Below are 15865 nucleotides of genomic sequence, written 5' to 3'. Positions count from 1 at the left end.
CACTCCCCGGACGTCCTTCGCGTCCGGGGTACATCACCACCACAGCAACACCGCAACAGGGAGCTGTTTTCCATGAGCGCCGAGACCCCTGCCGCCCACCCCGGCCAGTTCACCTACCGGAGGCAGCAGTTCCGCGCCTGGCGTGGTGCGCGTCCGTTCTGGGCCGGTCTGTTCGTCCTGCTCGGCGGCTTTCCGATCATGTACTTCCCGTACGCGCATCTCCAGATCGGCCATCTCACGCTGGCGATGGCGACCACCGCCGGTGCCGGGTCCCTGATCATCGGTGTGCTGCTCGTCGTCCTGGGCGTCAGCCTCTGGTTCCAGAAGCACGTACGGACCTTCGCGGGAGTCGCCGCGATCCTGCTGGCGCTCGTGTCCCTCCCCGTGTCCAACTTCGGCGGCTTCGTCATGGGCTTCCTGCTCGCCCTGATCGGCGGAGCGATGGCCGTGTCCTGGGCGCCGGGGGTTCCCCCGCAGCCGCAGCCGGGGCAGGACACTCCCCCGGCCGGGGGAGAGGCGCCGGGAGAGGCCCCCTACGGCTTCGACCAGGGCACGGCCGCGGACGGCGCGGGCCAGAACGACCTGTCAGGAACGAGCCCGGCCAACGGGGCGAACGGGAGGCACAGTGCCGGCTGACGAGGCGACCCGCGAGACCGAGGTGGACGGGTCCCGTGAGAGAACCGGGCCCCGCCACGCGGCACCCAGAAAGCCGCTGTTCACCAGGTTCCACATGCCCGCGGGCAAGGCGATAGCCTCCGTGGCGATGCCGACCGCGGTGCTGATGGGCATGGGCTTCACGTCCACGCTCGCCCTCGCCGACAGCGGCAGCAGCCCGTCCCCGTCGACGACCTCCAAGAGCCTGACGGCGGACGAGTACAAGAACTGCGTCAAGCAGCTGGCCGGCAAGGACAGCTCGGCCTCGCCGACGCCGTCCGCCTCCGCGAGCGCGTCCGACTCGGCCACGCCGTCGCCCTCGGCGAGCGCCGGCGCGAAGGACGGCAAGGCGGCCGACGGCACGAAGGGCTCGGGCACGTCCTCGTCGTCTTCGTCGTCCTCTTCGTCGGATTCAGGTTCCGGCGACAAGGCCACGCCGACGCCGAGCGCGACCTCGGGCTCCTCCGGTTCGGGCTCCTCGGGTTCGGGCAGCGACTCGGCCTCGCCGACGCCGTCCGCGTCCAAGAGCAGCGGCGGCCTGCTGGGCACCATCGGCGACACGCTCGGCGGCCTGCTCGGCGGCGGCACGGACTCGGGCTCGTCCGCGAGCCCCTCGCCGTCGGCGACCCCGTCGGCCAGTGCGTCCCCGAAGGCGTCGGCCACTCAGGACGCGTCGGCGGGTTCCTCGGGGTCCACCGGCTCCAAGCTCACCGACACGGTCAAGGGCACCGTCTCCAAGGCGGGCCAGAACGTCACGGACACGGTGAAGAACGCCACCGGCACGGTGTCCAAGACGGTCGCCGACACGACCAAGGCGGCGAAGGACGCGGCCGCGTCGGCGACCCCGAGCCCGTCGGCGAGCGCCGGCACCCCGGCGGGGGACTGCCCGGCGGCCACGACCGGCCAGAGCGGCGTCGACAACCAGGTGCCGGTGGCGGACGACCCCTGGTACCTGAGCGCCAGCTCGCTGCTGCTCAAGAGCGCCGACTACCAGGGCATCGTCGAGGTGAAGACGGCGTCCGGCACCACCAAGAAGGTGCTGAAGTACGTCATCTCGGGCGGCACGGACATCGGTGACCTGCACCAGACGGTGAACGACAGGCTGTCCGGCAAGGTCTACCACGTGCAGGCGTCCAAGGGATCGACGTCCACCATCACCGGCGGCTCCACGACGATGTACACGGAGAGCATCTCGGGCAATCTGTTCGGCCTGATCCCGATCACCTTCAGCCCGGACAGCCCGCCGCCGCTGAACATCCCGCTGATCTACTTCACCAACGTGAAGGTCGTCCAGGCCGCGCAGTTCGGCGGCAACCTGCACGTGCCCGGGATGCACGTCTACACGACCGACAACTGACCGGTCGCACAAGCCCGTTCGGGAGCCGCACAAAAGCCGAGGGCGCCCCCTGGATCCCAGGGGGCGCCCTCGGTGCCGTACGGGGCCCGCGCGGGCCCCGTACGGCCGGTGCTCAGTTGCCCTGCGTGCCCAGGTGGTGGACGCGGAGCATGTTGGTGGTGCCGGGGACGCCGGGGGGCGAGCCGGCCGTGATGATCACGATGTCGCCCGCGTCGAAGCGGCCCAGCTTGGCGACCTCCTGGTCCACCAGGTCGACCATCTCGTCGGTGGTGTTGACGAACGGCACGATGTGCGACTCCACGCCCCAGCTGAGGGTGAGCTGGTTGCGGGTGCCCTCGTCCGTGGTGAAGGCGACGATCGGCTGGACCGCGCGGTAGCGGGACAGCCGGCGCGCGGTGTCACCGGACTGGGTGAAGGCGATCAGGCCCTTGCCGCCGAGGAAGTCCGCGATCTCGCACGCGGCACGCGCGACCGAACCGCCCTGCGTACGCGGCTTCTTGCCCGGCACGAGCGGCTGCAGGCCCTTGCTCAGCAGCTCCTCCTCGGCCGCCTGGACGATCTTCGACATCGTCCTGACCGTCTCGACCGGGTAGGCGCCCACACTGGACTCGGCGGACAGCATGACCGCGTCCGCGCCGTCCAGGATCGCGTTGGCCACGTCGGAGGCCTCGGCGCGGGTCGGGCGGGAGTTGGTGATCATCGACTCCATCATCTGGGTCGCCACGATCACCGGCTTGGCGTTGCGCCGGCACAGCTCGATCAGGCGCTTCTGCACCATGGGGACCTTTTCGAGCGGGTACTCGACGGCGAGGTCACCGCGGGCGACCATCACGGCGTCGAACGCCGCGACGACGTCCGCCATGTTCTGCACCGCCTGCGGCTTCTCCACCTTGGCGATGACCGGGACCCGGCGGCCCTCCTCGTCCATGACGCGGTGCACGTCCTGGACGTCCTTGGCGTCCCGGACGAAGGACAGCGCGACCATGTCGCAGCCCATGCGGAGGGCGAAGCGCAGGTCCTCGACGTCCTTCCCGCTCAGCGCGGGCACGTTGACGGCCGCGCCGGGCAGGTTGATGCCCTTGTGGTCGGAGACGACACCGCCCTCGATGACGATCGTCTTCACCCGCGGGCCCTCGACGTCCAGGACCTTCAGCTCGACGTTGCCGTCGTTGATCAGGACCTGGTCGCCGCGCGAGACGTCGCCCGGCAGCCCCTTGTACGTCGTACCGCAGACGTGCTTGTCGCCCGGGACGTCCTCGGTCGTGATGACGAACTCGTCACCGCGCTCGAGCTCGACCGGACCCTCGGCGAAGGTCTCCAGACGGATCTTCGGCCCCTGGAGGTCGGCGAGGACACCGATGGCCCGGCCGGTCTCCTTGGCCGCGGCACGGACGCGGTCGTACCGCGCCTGGTGTTCTGCGTGGGTGCCGTGGCTGAAGTTGAACCGGGCCACATTCATGCCCGCCTCGATCATGGCGACGAGCATCTCGTGGGAGTCGACCGCGGGGCCGAGCGTACAGACGATTTTGGAACGGCGCATGGGGCGATCCTATCGGTTTGTTTCGCTACGGAATATTCCGTCTGGCGGAAGATACAAATGAGTGGTGCACCGCTCAGGTGCTATTCAGTTGTGCTTTCCGACCAGTGCGTAGGTCTGGGTCGCGATCTCCAGTTCCTCATCCGTCGGCACCACGGCGACCGCGACACGCGCATCCTTCGGAGAGATCAGCCTGGCCTCGTCCGCTCGCACCGCGTTCAGTTCCGGGGAGAGGGCGAGGCCCAGCCCGGCAAGGCCCGCGATGGCGGCCTCGCGCACCGGCGCGGCGTTCTCGCCGACCCCGGCCGTGAACGCGACCGCGTCCACCGTGCCCAGTACGGCGAAATACGCGCCGATGTACTTCTTGAGCCGGTGAATGTAAATGTCGAAGGCGAGTGCGGCTTCTTCGTCGCCCTCGTCGATCCGGCGGCGGATCTCCCGCATGTCGTTGTCCCCGCACAGGCCGAACAGACCGCTCCTCTTGTTGAGAAGAGTGTCGATCTCGTCCATGGACATATCCCCAACCCGGGCCAAATGGAAGATGACGGCCGGATCCAGATCACCGGAGCGCGTGCCCATCACGAGCCCCTCCAGCGGCGTCATCCCCATCGAGGTGTCCACGCACCGGCCCCTCTCGACCGCCGAGGCCGAGGCGCCGTTGCCCAGGTGCAGCACGATCACGTTGACCTCGGACGGGTCCTTGCCCAGCAGCCGCGCGGTCTCGCGGGAGACGTACGCGTGCGAGGTGCCGTGGAAGCCGTAGCGGCGGATGCGGTGGCGGTCGGCGATCTTCGGGTCGATCGCGTAGCGCGCCGCGGACTCCGGCATCGTCGTGTGGAACGCGGTGTCGAAGACGGCGACCTGGGGCAGGTCCGGGCGCAGCGCCCGAGCGGTGCGGATGCCGGTGAGGTTGGCCGGGTTGTGCAGCGGGGCGACCGGGATCAGCCGCTCGATCTCGGCGATCACCTCGTCGTCGATGACGGTCGGCTCGGTGAAGAACATCCCGCCGTGCACCACCCGGTGCCCGATCGCGGCCAGTTCGGGCGAGTCCAGGCCGAGGCCGTCCCGGCCGAGCTCGGCGGCGACGGCCTTGAGCGCCGCGTCGTGGTCGGCGATGGGCCCGGTGTGCTCGCGGGTCTCGCCGGTGGTGAGGCGGGTGTGCCTGAGCCGGGACGTCTGCTCGCCGATGCGTTCCACCAGGCCGGCGGCCAGGCGGGCGGCGTCGCGCATGTCGAGCAGCTGGTACTTCAGCGACGAGGAGCCGGAGTTGAGGACGAGGACGCGGGTTGCAGCCACGGTTTTCGAGAACTCTCTGTACGGGAAGGTCAGTTGGCGGGCGTCTGGGCCTGGATGGCGGTGATGGCCACGGTGTTGACGATGTCCTGGACGAGTGCGCCCCGGGACAGGTCGTTGACCGGCTTGCGGAGCCCCTGCAGGACCGGGCCGACGGCGATCGCGCCGGCCGAGCGCTGCACGGCCTTGTAGGTGTTGTTGCCGGTGTTGAGGTCCGGGAAGATCAGGACCGTCGCCTGCCCGGCGACATCGGAGTCCGGCAGCTTGGTCGCGGCGACCGTGGGCTCGACGGCCGCGTCGTACTGGATCGGCCCCTCGATCTTCAGGTCGGGCCGGCGCGAGCGCGCCAGTTCGGTCGCCTCGCGCACCTTGTCGACGTCGGCGCCCGAGCCGGACGTGCCGGTGGAGTACGACAGCATCGCGATCCTCGGCTCCACGCCGAACCGCGCGGCCGTCGTCGCCGACTGGACGGCGATGTCCGCGAGCGCCTGCGCGTCCGGGTCCGGGTTGACCGCGCAGTCGCCGTAGACCAGCACCTTGTCGGCCAGGCACATGAAGAAGACGGACGAGACGATCGACGACTCGGGCGTGGTCTTGATGATCTCGAAGGCGGGCCGGATGGTGGCGGCCGTGGAGTGCACGGAGCCCGAGACCATGCCGTCGGCCAGGCCCTCCTGGACCATCAGGGTGCCGAAGTAGTTGACGTCCGTCACGACGTCGTAGGCCAGCTCGACGGTGACGCCCTTGTGGGCCCGGAGCAGGGCGTACTGCTCGGCGAAGGCGTCGCGCAGCTCGCTGGTGGCCGGGTCGATCAGCTGGCTGTCGCCGAGGTCGATGCCGAGGTCGGCGGCCTTCTTGCGGATCTGGTCCTCGGGGCCGAGCAGGGTCAGGTCGCACACGCCCCGGCGCAGCAGCACCTCGGCCGCGTGCAGCACGCGCGTCTCGGTGCCCTCGGGGAGCACGACCCGGCGCTTGTCGGAGCGGGCCTGCTCCAGCAGCTTGTGCTCGAACATCATGGGGGTGACCCGGTCGGTGCTGGGTGCGCTCACCCGCGCGGCCAGCTCGGCGGTGTCGGCGTGGCGCTCGAACAGGCCGAGCGCGGTCTCCGCCTTGCGCGGGGTGGCCGCGTTCAGCTTGCCCTCCAGCGAGAACAGCTGCTCGGCGGTGGGGAAGCTGTTGCCGGTCACGGACAGCACCGGGGTGCCGGGGGCGAGGCGGGCGGCGAGGGTGAGGATCTCCTCGCGCGGCACCTCGTTCAGGGTCAGCAGCACACCGGCTATCGGCGGGGTGCCGGCGCTGTGCGCGGCCAGCGAGCCGATGACCAGGTCGGCGCGGTCGCCCGGGGTGACGACCAGGCAGCCCGGGGTCAGGGCGCCGAGCAGGTTCGGCAGCATCGCGCCGCCGAAGACGAAGTCCAGCGCGTCCCGGGCGAGCCCCGAGTCGTCGCCGAGCAGGACCCTCGCGTCGAGGGCGTGGACGATCTGGGAGACGGTCGGCGCGGCCAGCGCGGGCTCGTCGGGGACGACGTAGCAGGGCACGGGCAGCCGGTCGCGCAGCCGCTCGGCGATCTCGTCGCGGTCCTCGCGGGCCACCCGGTTGGTGACCATCGCGAGCACGTCGCAGCCGAGGCCGTCGTAGGCGCGGTAGGCGTTGCGGGTCTCGGCGAGCACGGACTCGGCCGACTGCCTGCGGCCGCCGACCACCGGGATCACGGAGGCGCCGAACTCGTTGGCCAGGCGGGCGTTCAGGGACAGCTCGTCGGGCAGCTGGGTGTCGGCGAAGTCGGTGCCGAGGACGAGGACGACGTCGTAGTCGCGGGCCACCAGGTGGAAGCGGTCGACCAGCGTGGAGACCAGTTCGTCGGTGCCCTGCTCGGCCTGGAGCGCGGACGCCTCGTGGTAGTCCATGCCGTAGACGGTCGCCGGGTCCTGGGAGAGCCGGTAGCGCGAGCGCAGCAGCTCGAACATCCGGTCGGGCCGGTCGTGGACGAGCGGACGGAAGACCCCCACCCGGTCGACCTGGCGGGTCAGGAGCTCCATGACTCCCAGCTCCACGACCTGGCGGCCGTCACCGCGGTCGATCCCGGTCACGTACACGCTGCGCGTCACGCGTCCACTCCGTTCCTCAGTCTCGTATATCGCAATGTCTCGTATGTCGCATCACTGGCATAAAAATCGCCCACCAAGGTGAGCGGAACCCTCTTGACAATACCTCCGTCTCCGGATAGGGCGCCCGTCAAGTAGGTCGGTGCTCCGGCGGACGTGGAACAATCGGCACTGGCTCACCCGCACCGACAGCGAGCAGGAGACACAGCACGATGCGCATCGGAGTTCTCACCGCAGGCGGCGACTGCCCCGGCCTGAACGCCGTGATCCGGTCGGTCGTGCACCGGGCGGTGACGCAGTACGGCGACGAGGTCATCGGCTTCGAGGACGGCTACCGGGGTCTGCTCGACCGCCACTACCGCACCCTCGACCTGGACGCCGTCAGCGGCATCCTGGCCCGCGGCGGCACGATCCTCGGCTCCTCCCGGCTGGAGCGCGACCGGCTGCGCGAGGCCTGCGACAAGGCGACCGACATGGTCGAGGAGTTCGGCATCGACGCGCTGATCCCGATCGGCGGCGAGGGCACGCTGACCGCGGCCCGCATGCTCTCCGACGCCGGACTGCCCGTCGTGGGCGTCCCGAAGACCATCGACAACGACATCTCCTCCACCGACCGCACCTTCGGCTTCGACACGGCCGTGGGTGTCGCGACCGAGGCGATGGACCGGCTCAAGACCACCGCCGAGTCCCACCAGCGCGTGATGGTCGTCGAGGTCATGGGCCGGCACGCCGGCTGGATCGCCCTGGAGTCCGGCATGGCCGCCGGCGCCCACGGCATCTGCCTGCCCGAGCGGCCCTTCGACCCGGCCGACCTGGTCAAGATGGTCGAGGAGCGCTTCGCCCGCGGCAAGAAGTTCGCCGTCATCTGCGTCGCCGAGGGCGCCCATCCCGCCGAGGGCAGCATGGACTACGGCAAGGGCGAGATCGACCAGTACGGCCACGAGCGCTTCCAGGGCATCGGCACCGCGCTCGCCTACGAGCTGGAGCGGCGCCTGGGCAAGGAGGCCAAGCCGGTCATCCTCGGCCACGTCCAGCGCGGCGGCGTCCCCACCGCCTACGACCGTGTCCTCGCCACCCGCTTCGGCTGGCACGCCGTCGAGGCCGCCCACCGCGGCGAGTTCGGCCGGATGACCGCGCTGCGCGGCACCGACATCCAGATGGTGCCGCTCGCCGAGGCGGTCACCGAACTGAAGACCGTCCCGAAGGACCGGATGGACGAGGCGGAGTCGGTCTTCTAGGCGTTCCGGATCTTCCAGGTCTTCCAGGCCTTCTGGACCGCCGGGACCTAGGGAACGGCGAGCGCCCAGAAGCGCTCGACGATCCCGTCGAGGAACTCGCGGCCCGCGTCACCTGCGGCGTCGGCCGCGCTGTTCCCGCCCCAGCTCAGGCTGGCCACCATCTGCCCCTGGTAGTCCGTGTGCAGCTGCTGGAGAGCGCTCTCCAGCAGTTTCCGGTCCAGGGGCACCAGCTTCGCGACCGGCCGTACGTAGGCCTGCCAGCGTGTGGTGACCGCGCTGCGCAGCAGTTCGGTGAGCTTCCCCTCCCGCTTCGTCACGGCGACGAAGTCCGGCAGGGACAGCTGGAGGGCCTCGGCGAGCGCGGCGGACTGGCGTTCGTTGCCGCGCCAGTCGTCGCTCTCCTCCATGCGCAGATAGGCGCGGTGCTCCAGGCCGGTCGCACGGGCGACGTCCTCACCGGCGAGGCCGCGCGCGACGCGGTGCTCCCGCAGGGTGCGGGGCCGTCCGATCAGCTCGCCGGCGGAGCACCACAACACCCCGGCGAGAGCGGTGACTTCGGGGCCCGACGGCACCGCCGTACCCCGCTCCCAGGCGATGACGAGATCGGGTGTGACGTAGGGCATGCCGTACGAGACCCGCATGCCGTAGGCGACATGCTCGGGGCCCATGCCGAGCGCCGCGCGCAGTCTGCGGGCGGCCTGGGCGTTGAACGGTGGAGCTGACGGTTGGCGCACCTCGCACAACCTAAGGGTGTCGGTGCGGGGATGGCTACGGTCTGTTCGGCCAGGACCACGGATTGTGGGAACGTACAGTTCCGACTGTTCGGTATGCAAGGAATGTAACGGACGGAACACCTCTGCCGGCTACCCCTTGACCGCCCCGCCCAGCGCGAACCCGCCGCCCAGTCTGCGCGCCACCAGGACGTACAGCAGGATCACCGGCGTCGAGTAGAGCACGGAGAACGCGGCGAGCTGGCCGTACGCCACCATGCCGCGGTTGCCGAAGAAGTCGTTGATGCTGACCGAGGCCGGCATCCGGTCCGGGGTGAGCAGCAGCATGAACGGGACGAAGAAGTTGCCCCACATCGTCACGAACGAGAACACCGTGACGACGGCGACACCCGGGCCCATCAGCGGCAGCACGATGCGCAGCAGCGACTGGAGCGCGGAGGCGCCGTCCGTCCAGGCCGCCTCCTCCAGCTCCCTCGGCACCCCGTCCATGAAGTTCTTCATCAGCCAGATGGCGAAGGGGAGTTGGGAGGCGGCGAAGAACAGGATCGTGCCCTGCATGGTGTCGATCAGGTTCACGCGGACGAACAGCGCGTACACCGGCACCATGATCGCGGTGATCGGCAGGCTCGTCGCGAACAGGATCGTCAGCAGGAACGGCCGGTTCAGTCGGGAGCGGAAGCGGGAGAGCGGGTACGCGGCGAGGGCGGCGCAGACGACCGTCAGCGCGGTCGCGCAGCCGCACAGGACCAGGCTGTTGAGCAGCGGGGTGTAGGTGATGTCGGGGGTGAGGACGGCCCGGAAGTTGGCGAGTGTGAAGCCGTCCGGGACGCGGACCCTGAGGTCGGCGTGCGGGTCCACGGCGGACAGCACCACCCAGGCGAGGGGCAGGGCGAAGGCGGCGGCCACCAGCAGCAGGGCGGCGTCCGCCGTGAGCCGGCGGGAGGTGCGCTTGCGGGGCACGGCCGGTCACACCTCCGTTCGCAGCAGGCGCAGGTACACGACGGAGAACAGGGAGCCGACGAGCAGCAGGAGCAGGGCGACCGCGGTGCCGTAGCCGATCATGCTGTTCTGGAAGGCCTGTTCGTACATGAACAGCGGCAGGGTCTGGCTCTTGTTGCCGGGGCCGCCCCGGGTCATCACCCAGATCAGCCCGAAGACGGACAGCGTCTGGAGAGTGTTGAGCATGAGGTTGGTGGCGATGGACCGGCGGATCATCGGCAGCGTGATGTGCCACGTCCGCCGCCAGCCGCCGGCCCCGTCGACCTCCGCGGCCTCCGTGATCTCGGCGGGGATCTCGTCCAGCGCGGCCGAGTAGACGAGCATCGAGAACGCCGTCCCGCGCCAGACGTTGGCGAAGGACACCGCGAGGACGGGCAAAGTGAACAGCCAGTTCTGACGCGGCAGATGAAGCCACTCCAGGATGGCGTTGAGCGTCCCCTCCCGCCGGAAGAAGGCGTACAGCAGGAACCCGGCGACGACCTCCGGCAGCACCCAGGCCGTGACCACCACCCCGCCGGTGAGGGTCCGCACCGGCTTGCTCGCCCGCTTCATCAGCGCGGCCAGCGCGAGCCCCAGGGTGTTCTGCCCGACGAGCGAGGACAGCACGGTGAACACCAGCGTCAGCCATACGGCGTTCAGGAACTCGCTGTCCCGAAAGGCCCTGCGGAAGTTGTCGAACCCGACGAACGACGCGTGCGCCTGCCCGGTCAACTGCAGGTCGGTGAAGGCGATGTAGACGCAGTAGGCGATCGGGCCGGCGAGGAAGAGCAGGATGAGGACGACGGCGGGGGTGAGCGGGAGCACCCGCACGAGCCGGCGGCGGGCCTGGCCGGGACGGGCCCGGCCGGGACGGCGCCTCACTTGTGGACCACTTGGCCGCCGGTGACGTCCTTCAGTGTCGAGTCGTACGTGCTCGCCGCCTTCTCGGCCGACGCGTCACCGGTGGTCACGCTCTCCATCGCCTCCTGGATCGCCGTGGACACCTTCGGATACGCCGGATACGCGGGCCGGTAGTGCGTGCTGGACACGAGGTCGGTGAAGAACCTGATGCCGGGCTGGGCGGTGGCGTACGCCGGGTCGGCGGCGACGTCCTTGCGCAGCGCGATACCGGAGTTGGCGATGTACCACTTCCTGGCGTTGGCCTCCGTCTGCATCGTCCTGATGAAGTCGAAGGCCAGGTCCGGGTGGGCCGCCTTGGCCGGAATCGCCCACGTCCACCCGCCCGACATGCTCACCTTCCCGGGCGCCTGCCCGGCTTGCGTCGGCATGTACGCGAGACCGAGCTGCCTGGACCAGTCCGGCCAGTCACGGCCGCTGCCCGGCAGCCAGTTCTGCGGCAGCCAGGAGCCGTCGAGGTCGATGCCCAGCTTGCCCTGGGGGAGCAGTTCGCCCGCGACGGTGGTGGCGTAGTTCGGGTCGAGGGCGTCGGAGACGTCGGGCCCGAGCTTCTCCTTGTAGACGCTCTCGATGAACTTCAGCGAGTCCGTGAACCCCCGGCTGCCCGCGATCCACTTCTTGCCGGCGCTGTCGTACAGCGGATCGGACGTCCCGTTCCCCGTGCCGTACAGCAGCATCTCCATGCCCTGCATGGTGGCCCGCTCACCGGCCGGCTTGCCGGTGTAGACGTTGAGGGGGACGACGCCGGGGACCTTCTGCCTGATGGTGCGGGCGGCGGCGAGGACGTCGTCCCAGGTCTTCGGCTGCCAGTTCAGCGGCAGCCCGGCCTTCCGGAACACCCGCTTGTCGAACCACAGCCCCCGGGTGTCGGTCCCGTCCGGCACGCCGTACGTCTTCCCGTCCTCACCCCGCGCCGACGCCTTGGCGTTGTCGAGGAACTGCTTCCAGTCCGGCCAGCCGGCGAGATAAGGGTCGAGAGGCTTCAAATACCCGCTCGTGATGTCGGAGTTGATGAGGAAGGTGTCCTCGTAGACCAGGTCCGGCGCGGTCCTCGGCGAACGCATCATCTGCTGGACCTTGGTGTAGTACTCCGAGTCCGGAGCCTTCACGGGAACGAACTCGACCTTCTTCCCCGGGTACTTCTTCTCGAACTCCTTCTTGATCCCGGCGAGATAGGTGTCCATCACCTTGATGGAGTTGTCGGTCGACTGCTTGTACGACACCTTCAGCGTGTTCGGACCGCTCCCGGAACCGCTGCCGCACGCGGTGAGCGCGGTGGCGGCGAGAGCGGCGGTGAGGAGGGCGGAGAGGGCGGCGGTGGGGCGCACGGGCATGACCTCCTGAGCGCACGTGGGGATGGCGCGGAGATGACTGCCGTGCGAAGGTAAGAGGAGTGGTCTAGTCAGGTCAATGGATGTGCGCGGGATGACTACAGGAGATGGTCTGCCTCGCCGGCTTTGATGGCGCGGATGAGGGCGCGGAGCGCTTCGCGGGAGTCGGTGAGGGGGCGGTCCTCTTGTCCGGCTACGGCGATGTAGGCGTTGCCTGTTGGGTCGGTGCCTATGCGGAAGCAGTTGGCACCCTCTCCGCAGAAGGGTTCTTCCCAGTTGATGCCGGTCATGGCAGCGCTCCTAGAGGTCGTCGGCCAGGGCCTGGACGAAGGTGCGCGAGGCGTCGGGCGGGAGCGCGACGGCGCGCGCGGCATCCAGTTGGGCTCGGTACTTTTCGAGTTGGGCTTCAGAGTCGATGAACTCAGGGCCGTGTGTGCTGTCCAGTTCCACTGTGTCGAGGCGGGGGACGGCTGCCTCGGCGTAGACCACGGACTGGCCGGCACCCGGGAAGCCGCCCGCCTTGAACGGGATGACCCGCAGGGCCACGGTGTCACGCTCGGACACACGTACCAGGTGCTCCAGTTGACGACGCGCGACCGCGGGTCCGCCGAACTCCATGCGGAGCGCCGCCTCGTGGAGGATGACGTCGAGTTCCGGAGGGTTTGGGCGGTCGAGCACCTGTTGTCGCTCGAGCCGGTGGGCGACGCGGATGCCCACATCATCCGGAGACAGACGCGGGATCACCGCTTCGAAGACGGCACGGGCGTGGTCCTCGGTCTGCAGCAACCCCGGCAGGTGCACGGTGAGGGCGATGCGCAGGCGGGTGGCGTGCCACTCCATCTCGGCGATGTCGTTGAAGCCGTCCCGGAGTTGGCCCCGGTATCCCTCCCACCAGCCCTTGTCCCGGCCGGCGGCCATGGCGGCCAGCGCCTCTACCAGAGCCTGGTCCGTGCAGTCGTAGTTGCTCGCGAGGGTGCGCACCCGTTCCGCGCTGATGCCGGAGCGCCCTGACTCCATGTTGGGCACGTTCGTACGCGGCACGCCCAGCAGCTCGGCTGCGCGCTCCGTGGTCATTCCGGCCGCGACGCGCAACCTGCGCAACTCGGCACCGAGTCGTCGCTGACGCTCCGTCGGAGCGCTCCTCGGCGGCATTCGCCCTCCCGTTCGGCCGTGTGACGAGGGACAGTCTGCCGCCGGTGCGACTGATCGGTCCACCTGGGACTTGAGCGAAGAGTAGTACGTGTACTCCGCTCATCCTCTACAGTCAGTGCTGAGCCGCTTACGGAACGACGCCGCCGGAAGCGCATCGCGCGAGCCTGCCCGCACTCTCCCGCCCTGGGAGGGGTGGGCCCGTGCCAGGGAGACAGGCCACCGGCCGAGCCGTCGGCTCATTCGGATTCACGCGCACCATCAGCATGCGAAGGAGTCTTCCGTGTCCGCACTGCTCGCCGTCTCGGCCTGCCCTCTCTCCACCGATGCACCGCTGACGCCACCGCCGTCCCCCGACACGCTCGCCTACAGCTTCACGCTGCCCGCCGGACCGACCAGTCCGCGCATCGCCCGCGCGGCCACCAGGGTTGTCCTCCAGACGCATGGGCTGGCCGACATGACCGACGTGGTGGTGCAGGTCGTGTCCGAACTGGTCGGGTCTGCCTGCCAGTTCACTCCCGGCAGCGAGCTGTACGTGTCCCTCCGGTACCGGGACGGGGACGTACGCGTGATCGTCTACGACGGACACGCCCGGCACTGCCATCCGAGGCTGGCGGCGGCCTGCGACGCGCGGCGGCGGGCGGCGCTGCGGGTGCTCGGGTGCGTCGTGCGGGCGTGTGCGGGGGAGTGGGGGTTCGGGGAGGCGCGGGAGCCGGGGGGTGGGACACGGATGTGGGCGGTGCTGCCATGTATGAGGGCCGGGAGTTAGTCCGGTTCCTCGGGCAGCTTGGCGGCGCGGGCGCGGGCCTGGGCGGCTTTTGCGGGGGCGTCGGCGCGGGTGTAGGCGTCGGCGGACTGGAAGTAGAAGGTGCGGGCCTCGGCGGGGCGTTGGGCGGCTTCGTGGGCGATGGCCAGGTTGTAGAGGGTCTGCCCCTCTCCGTACCGGTCCTCGAACTTCCGACGCATCTCAAGTGACGTGCGGTACGCCCCGATCGCTTCCTCCGGTCGGCCCGCTCGTTGCAGGGCGAGGCCGAGGTTGTTCCATGCGCTGGCCTCGCGGTGGCGGTCTCCGACCGTCTGGTGCAGGTCGCGGGCGCGGGTGTGGGCGTCGATTGCTTCCTCCGCGCGGCCCGCCTCTCGCAGGGCGAGTCCAAGGTAGTTCCACGCGATGGCCTCGCCGTGGCGGTCTCCGACGGCCTGAGACAGGTCGCGGGCGCGGGTGTGGGCGTCGATGGCCTCCTGCGCCCGCCCCGCCTCCTGCAGGGCGAAGCCGAGGTTGTTCAAATCCATCGCCACGTCCAGGCGGTTTCCGGTACGGCGGGCATCGTCGTGCGGGGTTTCCATGACGGCGATCCAGTCGTCGAAATACCGACGCCAAGACAGGTACTCGGACAGGGACCATGCCAGCCGCACCGCCGCGTCCGTGAACCGCCCCTCCTGCGCCCATGCCGCCGCAGCCGCCAGTCCCGCCCGCTCCCCGTCCAGCCACGCCAGTGCCTGCCTCCGGTCCCCGAACCTCTCCGGCTCCTCCTGCCCCGGCAGCCACCGCAACCTGCTGTCGGCCGCCTCCGCCCACCGGACGTAGAACTCCAGAACACGCTCCCGCGCCGCGTCCGCTTCCTCCCGCAACGCGGCATCTGCCGCCACCACACCCGCCCCGAACCCCCGTACCAAGTCATGCACTCGCCATCGCACGGCTGAAGCCGCTCCGCCGACGGGGCGCACCGGCGTCACGAGGTACGCGGCAGCCAGGTCCTCCAGCAGTGACAGCGCGGTTCCTGGACCGAGGCCGGCCAAGGCGGCGATCGTCTCCGTACCCGTCTCCGCGTCCGGAGCCAGACACATCAGCCTCAGCAACCGGGCCTGGCCCGAGGGCAGTCGGCCATACGACGTCTCCAGCACAGGACGCAGGACCAGCGACCGCCCGTACAGATCCGTGCCCGGACTGCCCTGGTCCAGCACAGCGATCGCGTCCCCGGTGTCGCGGATCTTGGCCACCAACGAGGCGATGTCCCGATGCCGGCGCCTCCGCAGCATTCCCGCAGCGATCTGCAGCGCCAACGGCAAGTGGCCGCACAAGTCCGCCAGTTTGTGGAGCGCGTCCGGCTCGCACCGCGCGCGTTCGTCACGCTCGTCGGTGTCCAGCAACGCGTGTGTCAACAGAGCGACCGAGTCGTCCGGAGCAAGCGTCTCCAGGTCGATGAGCCGTACCGGGAGGGAATCAGGCCGGTCCCGCGAGGTGATGAGGACCCGGTGACGATCCGTCCCGGGCAGCAGCGGCAGGTACTGCGACGGATCCGACGCGTTGTCCAGGATCAGCAGCATCCGGTCCCGGCGCTCGGCGAGAAGCGCCCGGTACGTGTCGTACTGCCTCCCCGCCGTCGGGGGCAGATCCCGGTCCCGCACCCCGAGCGCGTCGAGCAGCGCCAGCACCGCCTGGTCAGCCGTGACCGGATCATCGTCGTACCCCCGCAGATCCACGAACAGCGTCCCGCCCGGGAACCAGCCCTCCGTCCGCGCCCGATGTGCCGCCTCCACCGCCAGCGCGGTCTTTCCGATGCCTCCCATGCCGGT

14 protein-coding genes are annotated in these 15865 nt (G+C 69.8%); 4 read left to right on the top strand and 10 right to left on the bottom strand.

Annotation, left to right across the window (positions count from 1 at the left end; translation table 11 throughout):
• Nucleotides 1-72 precede the first annotated feature (72 nt).
• Together BIV23_RS12310 and BIV23_RS12305 are read left to right on the top strand one after the other, a co-directional pair.
• Nucleotides 73-636, top strand: coding sequence for a DUF6114 domain-containing protein (locus tag BIV23_RS12310; protein WP_071380842.1), 564 nt, complete (start codon nt 73-75; stop codon nt 634-636).
• Complete coding sequence (locus BIV23_RS12305) at nt 626-2011, top strand: hypothetical protein (protein ID WP_177239870.1); 1386 nt, start codon at nt 626-628, stop codon at nt 2009-2011. Before BIV23_RS12310 ends, BIV23_RS12305 begins: the two co-directional genes overlap by 11 nt.
• A gap of 112 nt (nt 2012-2123) precedes the next feature.
• On the opposite strand, the gene pyk is transcribed toward BIV23_RS12305, so the two are convergent.
• The 3 genes from pyk to pta all read right to left on the bottom strand — a co-directional run bounded on the left by pyk (nt 2124) and on the right by pta (nt 6949).
• Nucleotides 2124-3551, bottom strand: coding sequence for a pyruvate kinase (gene pyk / locus BIV23_RS12300; RefSeq protein WP_071380841.1), 1428 nt, complete (start codon nt 3549-3551; stop codon nt 2124-2126).
• Nucleotides 3552-3635: 84 nt separating this feature from the next.
• Nucleotides 3636-4844, bottom strand: a complete 1209-nt coding sequence (locus BIV23_RS12295; RefSeq protein ID WP_071380840.1) for an acetate kinase — start codon at nt 4842-4844, stop codon at nt 3636-3638.
• Between the two features lie 29 nt (nt 4845-4873).
• Nucleotides 4874-6949, bottom strand: a complete 2076-nt coding sequence (pta, locus tag BIV23_RS12290; protein ID WP_071380839.1) for a phosphate acetyltransferase — start codon at nt 6947-6949, stop codon at nt 4874-4876.
• A gap of 209 nt (nt 6950-7158) precedes the next feature.
• On the opposite strand from pta, the gene BIV23_RS12285 reads away from it, so the two are divergent.
• Nucleotides 7159-8184, top strand: a complete 1026-nt coding sequence (locus BIV23_RS12285) for an ATP-dependent 6-phosphofructokinase (RefSeq protein WP_071380838.1) — start codon at nt 7159-7161, stop codon at nt 8182-8184.
• A gap of 47 nt (nt 8185-8231) precedes the next feature.
• On the opposite strand, the gene BIV23_RS12280 is transcribed toward BIV23_RS12285, so the two are convergent.
• The 6 genes from BIV23_RS12280 to BIV23_RS12255 form a co-directional block, all read right to left on the bottom strand.
• Complete coding sequence (locus BIV23_RS12280; RefSeq protein WP_071380837.1) at nt 8232-8918, bottom strand: helix-turn-helix domain-containing protein; 687 nt, start codon at nt 8916-8918, stop codon at nt 8232-8234.
• A 129-nt stretch (nt 8919-9047) separates the two neighbouring features.
• A complete protein-coding gene (locus BIV23_RS12275; RefSeq protein WP_071380836.1) occupies nt 9048-9875 on the bottom strand; it encodes a carbohydrate ABC transporter permease in 828 nt (275 codons plus the stop codon).
• A gap of 6 nt (nt 9876-9881) precedes the next feature.
• Nucleotides 9882-10775: a carbohydrate ABC transporter permease gene (locus tag BIV23_RS12270; protein ID WP_071380835.1), complete on the bottom strand. Its 894-nt coding sequence runs from the start codon at nt 10773-10775 to the stop codon at nt 9882-9884.
• A complete protein-coding gene (locus BIV23_RS12265; protein WP_107471143.1) occupies nt 10772-12145 on the bottom strand; it encodes an extracellular solute-binding protein in 1374 nt (457 codons plus the stop codon). Before BIV23_RS12265 ends, BIV23_RS12270 begins: the two co-directional genes overlap by 4 nt.
• A gap of 95 nt (nt 12146-12240) precedes the next feature.
• A complete protein-coding gene (locus BIV23_RS12260; RefSeq protein WP_071380834.1) occupies nt 12241-12432 on the bottom strand; it encodes a hypothetical protein in 192 nt (63 codons plus the stop codon).
• Between the two features lie 10 nt (nt 12433-12442).
• The gene (locus BIV23_RS12255) at nt 12443-13216 is read right to left on the bottom strand and encodes a helix-turn-helix domain-containing protein (protein ID WP_342746362.1); all 774 of its coding nucleotides are present in this window, start codon (nt 13214-13216) and stop codon (nt 12443-12445) included.
• Nucleotides 13217-13574: 358 nt separating this feature from the next.
• On the opposite strand from BIV23_RS12255, the gene BIV23_RS12250 reads away from it, so the two are divergent.
• Entirely contained in the window at nt 13575-14060 is a 486-nt protein-coding gene (locus BIV23_RS12250; RefSeq protein WP_079173108.1) for a sensor histidine kinase, read from the top strand.
• Here the strand turns inward: BIV23_RS12250 and BIV23_RS12245 are convergent.
• Complete coding sequence (locus BIV23_RS12245) at nt 14057-15859, bottom strand: tetratricopeptide repeat protein (RefSeq protein ID WP_071380883.1); 1803 nt, start codon at nt 15857-15859, stop codon at nt 14057-14059. The two genes, BIV23_RS12250 and BIV23_RS12245, sit on opposite strands and share 4 nt — an antisense overlap.
• Nucleotides 15860-15865: the final 6 nt, after the last annotated feature.

Origin of the sequence: Streptomyces monashensis, assembly GCF_001866665.1 — a bacterium.
Classification (GTDB): Bacteria; Actinomycetota; Actinomycetes; order Streptomycetales; family Streptomycetaceae; genus Streptomyces; species Streptomyces monashensis.
Note: the sequence above shows the minus strand (reverse complement) of the source record. Positions and strands in the feature narration are given on the sequence as shown.

Bases quoted from the DNA above. Each gene is read 5' to 3' on its own strand.
- BIV23_RS12310 (WP_071380842.1), top strand. From the start codon at position 73: ATGAGCGCCGAGACCCCTGCCGCCCACCCCGGCCAGTTCACCTACCGG.
- pyk (WP_071380841.1), bottom strand. From the start codon at position 3,551: ATGCGCCGTTCCAAAATCGTCTGTACGCTCGGCCCCGCGGTCGACTCC.
- BIV23_RS12285 (WP_071380838.1), top strand. From the start codon at position 7,159: ATGCGCATCGGAGTTCTCACCGCAGGCGGCGACTGCCCCGGCCTGAAC.
- BIV23_RS12265 (WP_107471143.1), bottom strand. From the start codon at position 12,145: ATGCCCGTGCGCCCCACCGCCGCCCTCTCCGCCCTCCTCACCGCCGCT.
- BIV23_RS12260 (WP_071380834.1), bottom strand. From the start codon at position 12,432: ATGACCGGCATCAACTGGGAAGAACCCTTCTGCGGAGAGGGTGCCAAC.
- BIV23_RS12255 (WP_342746362.1), bottom strand. From the start codon at position 13,216: ATGACCACGGAGCGCGCAGCCGAGCTGCTGGGCGTGCCGCGTACGAAC.
- BIV23_RS12245 (WP_071380883.1), bottom strand. From the start codon at position 15,859: ATGGGAGGCATCGGAAAGACCGCGCTGGCGGTGGAGGCGGCACATCGG.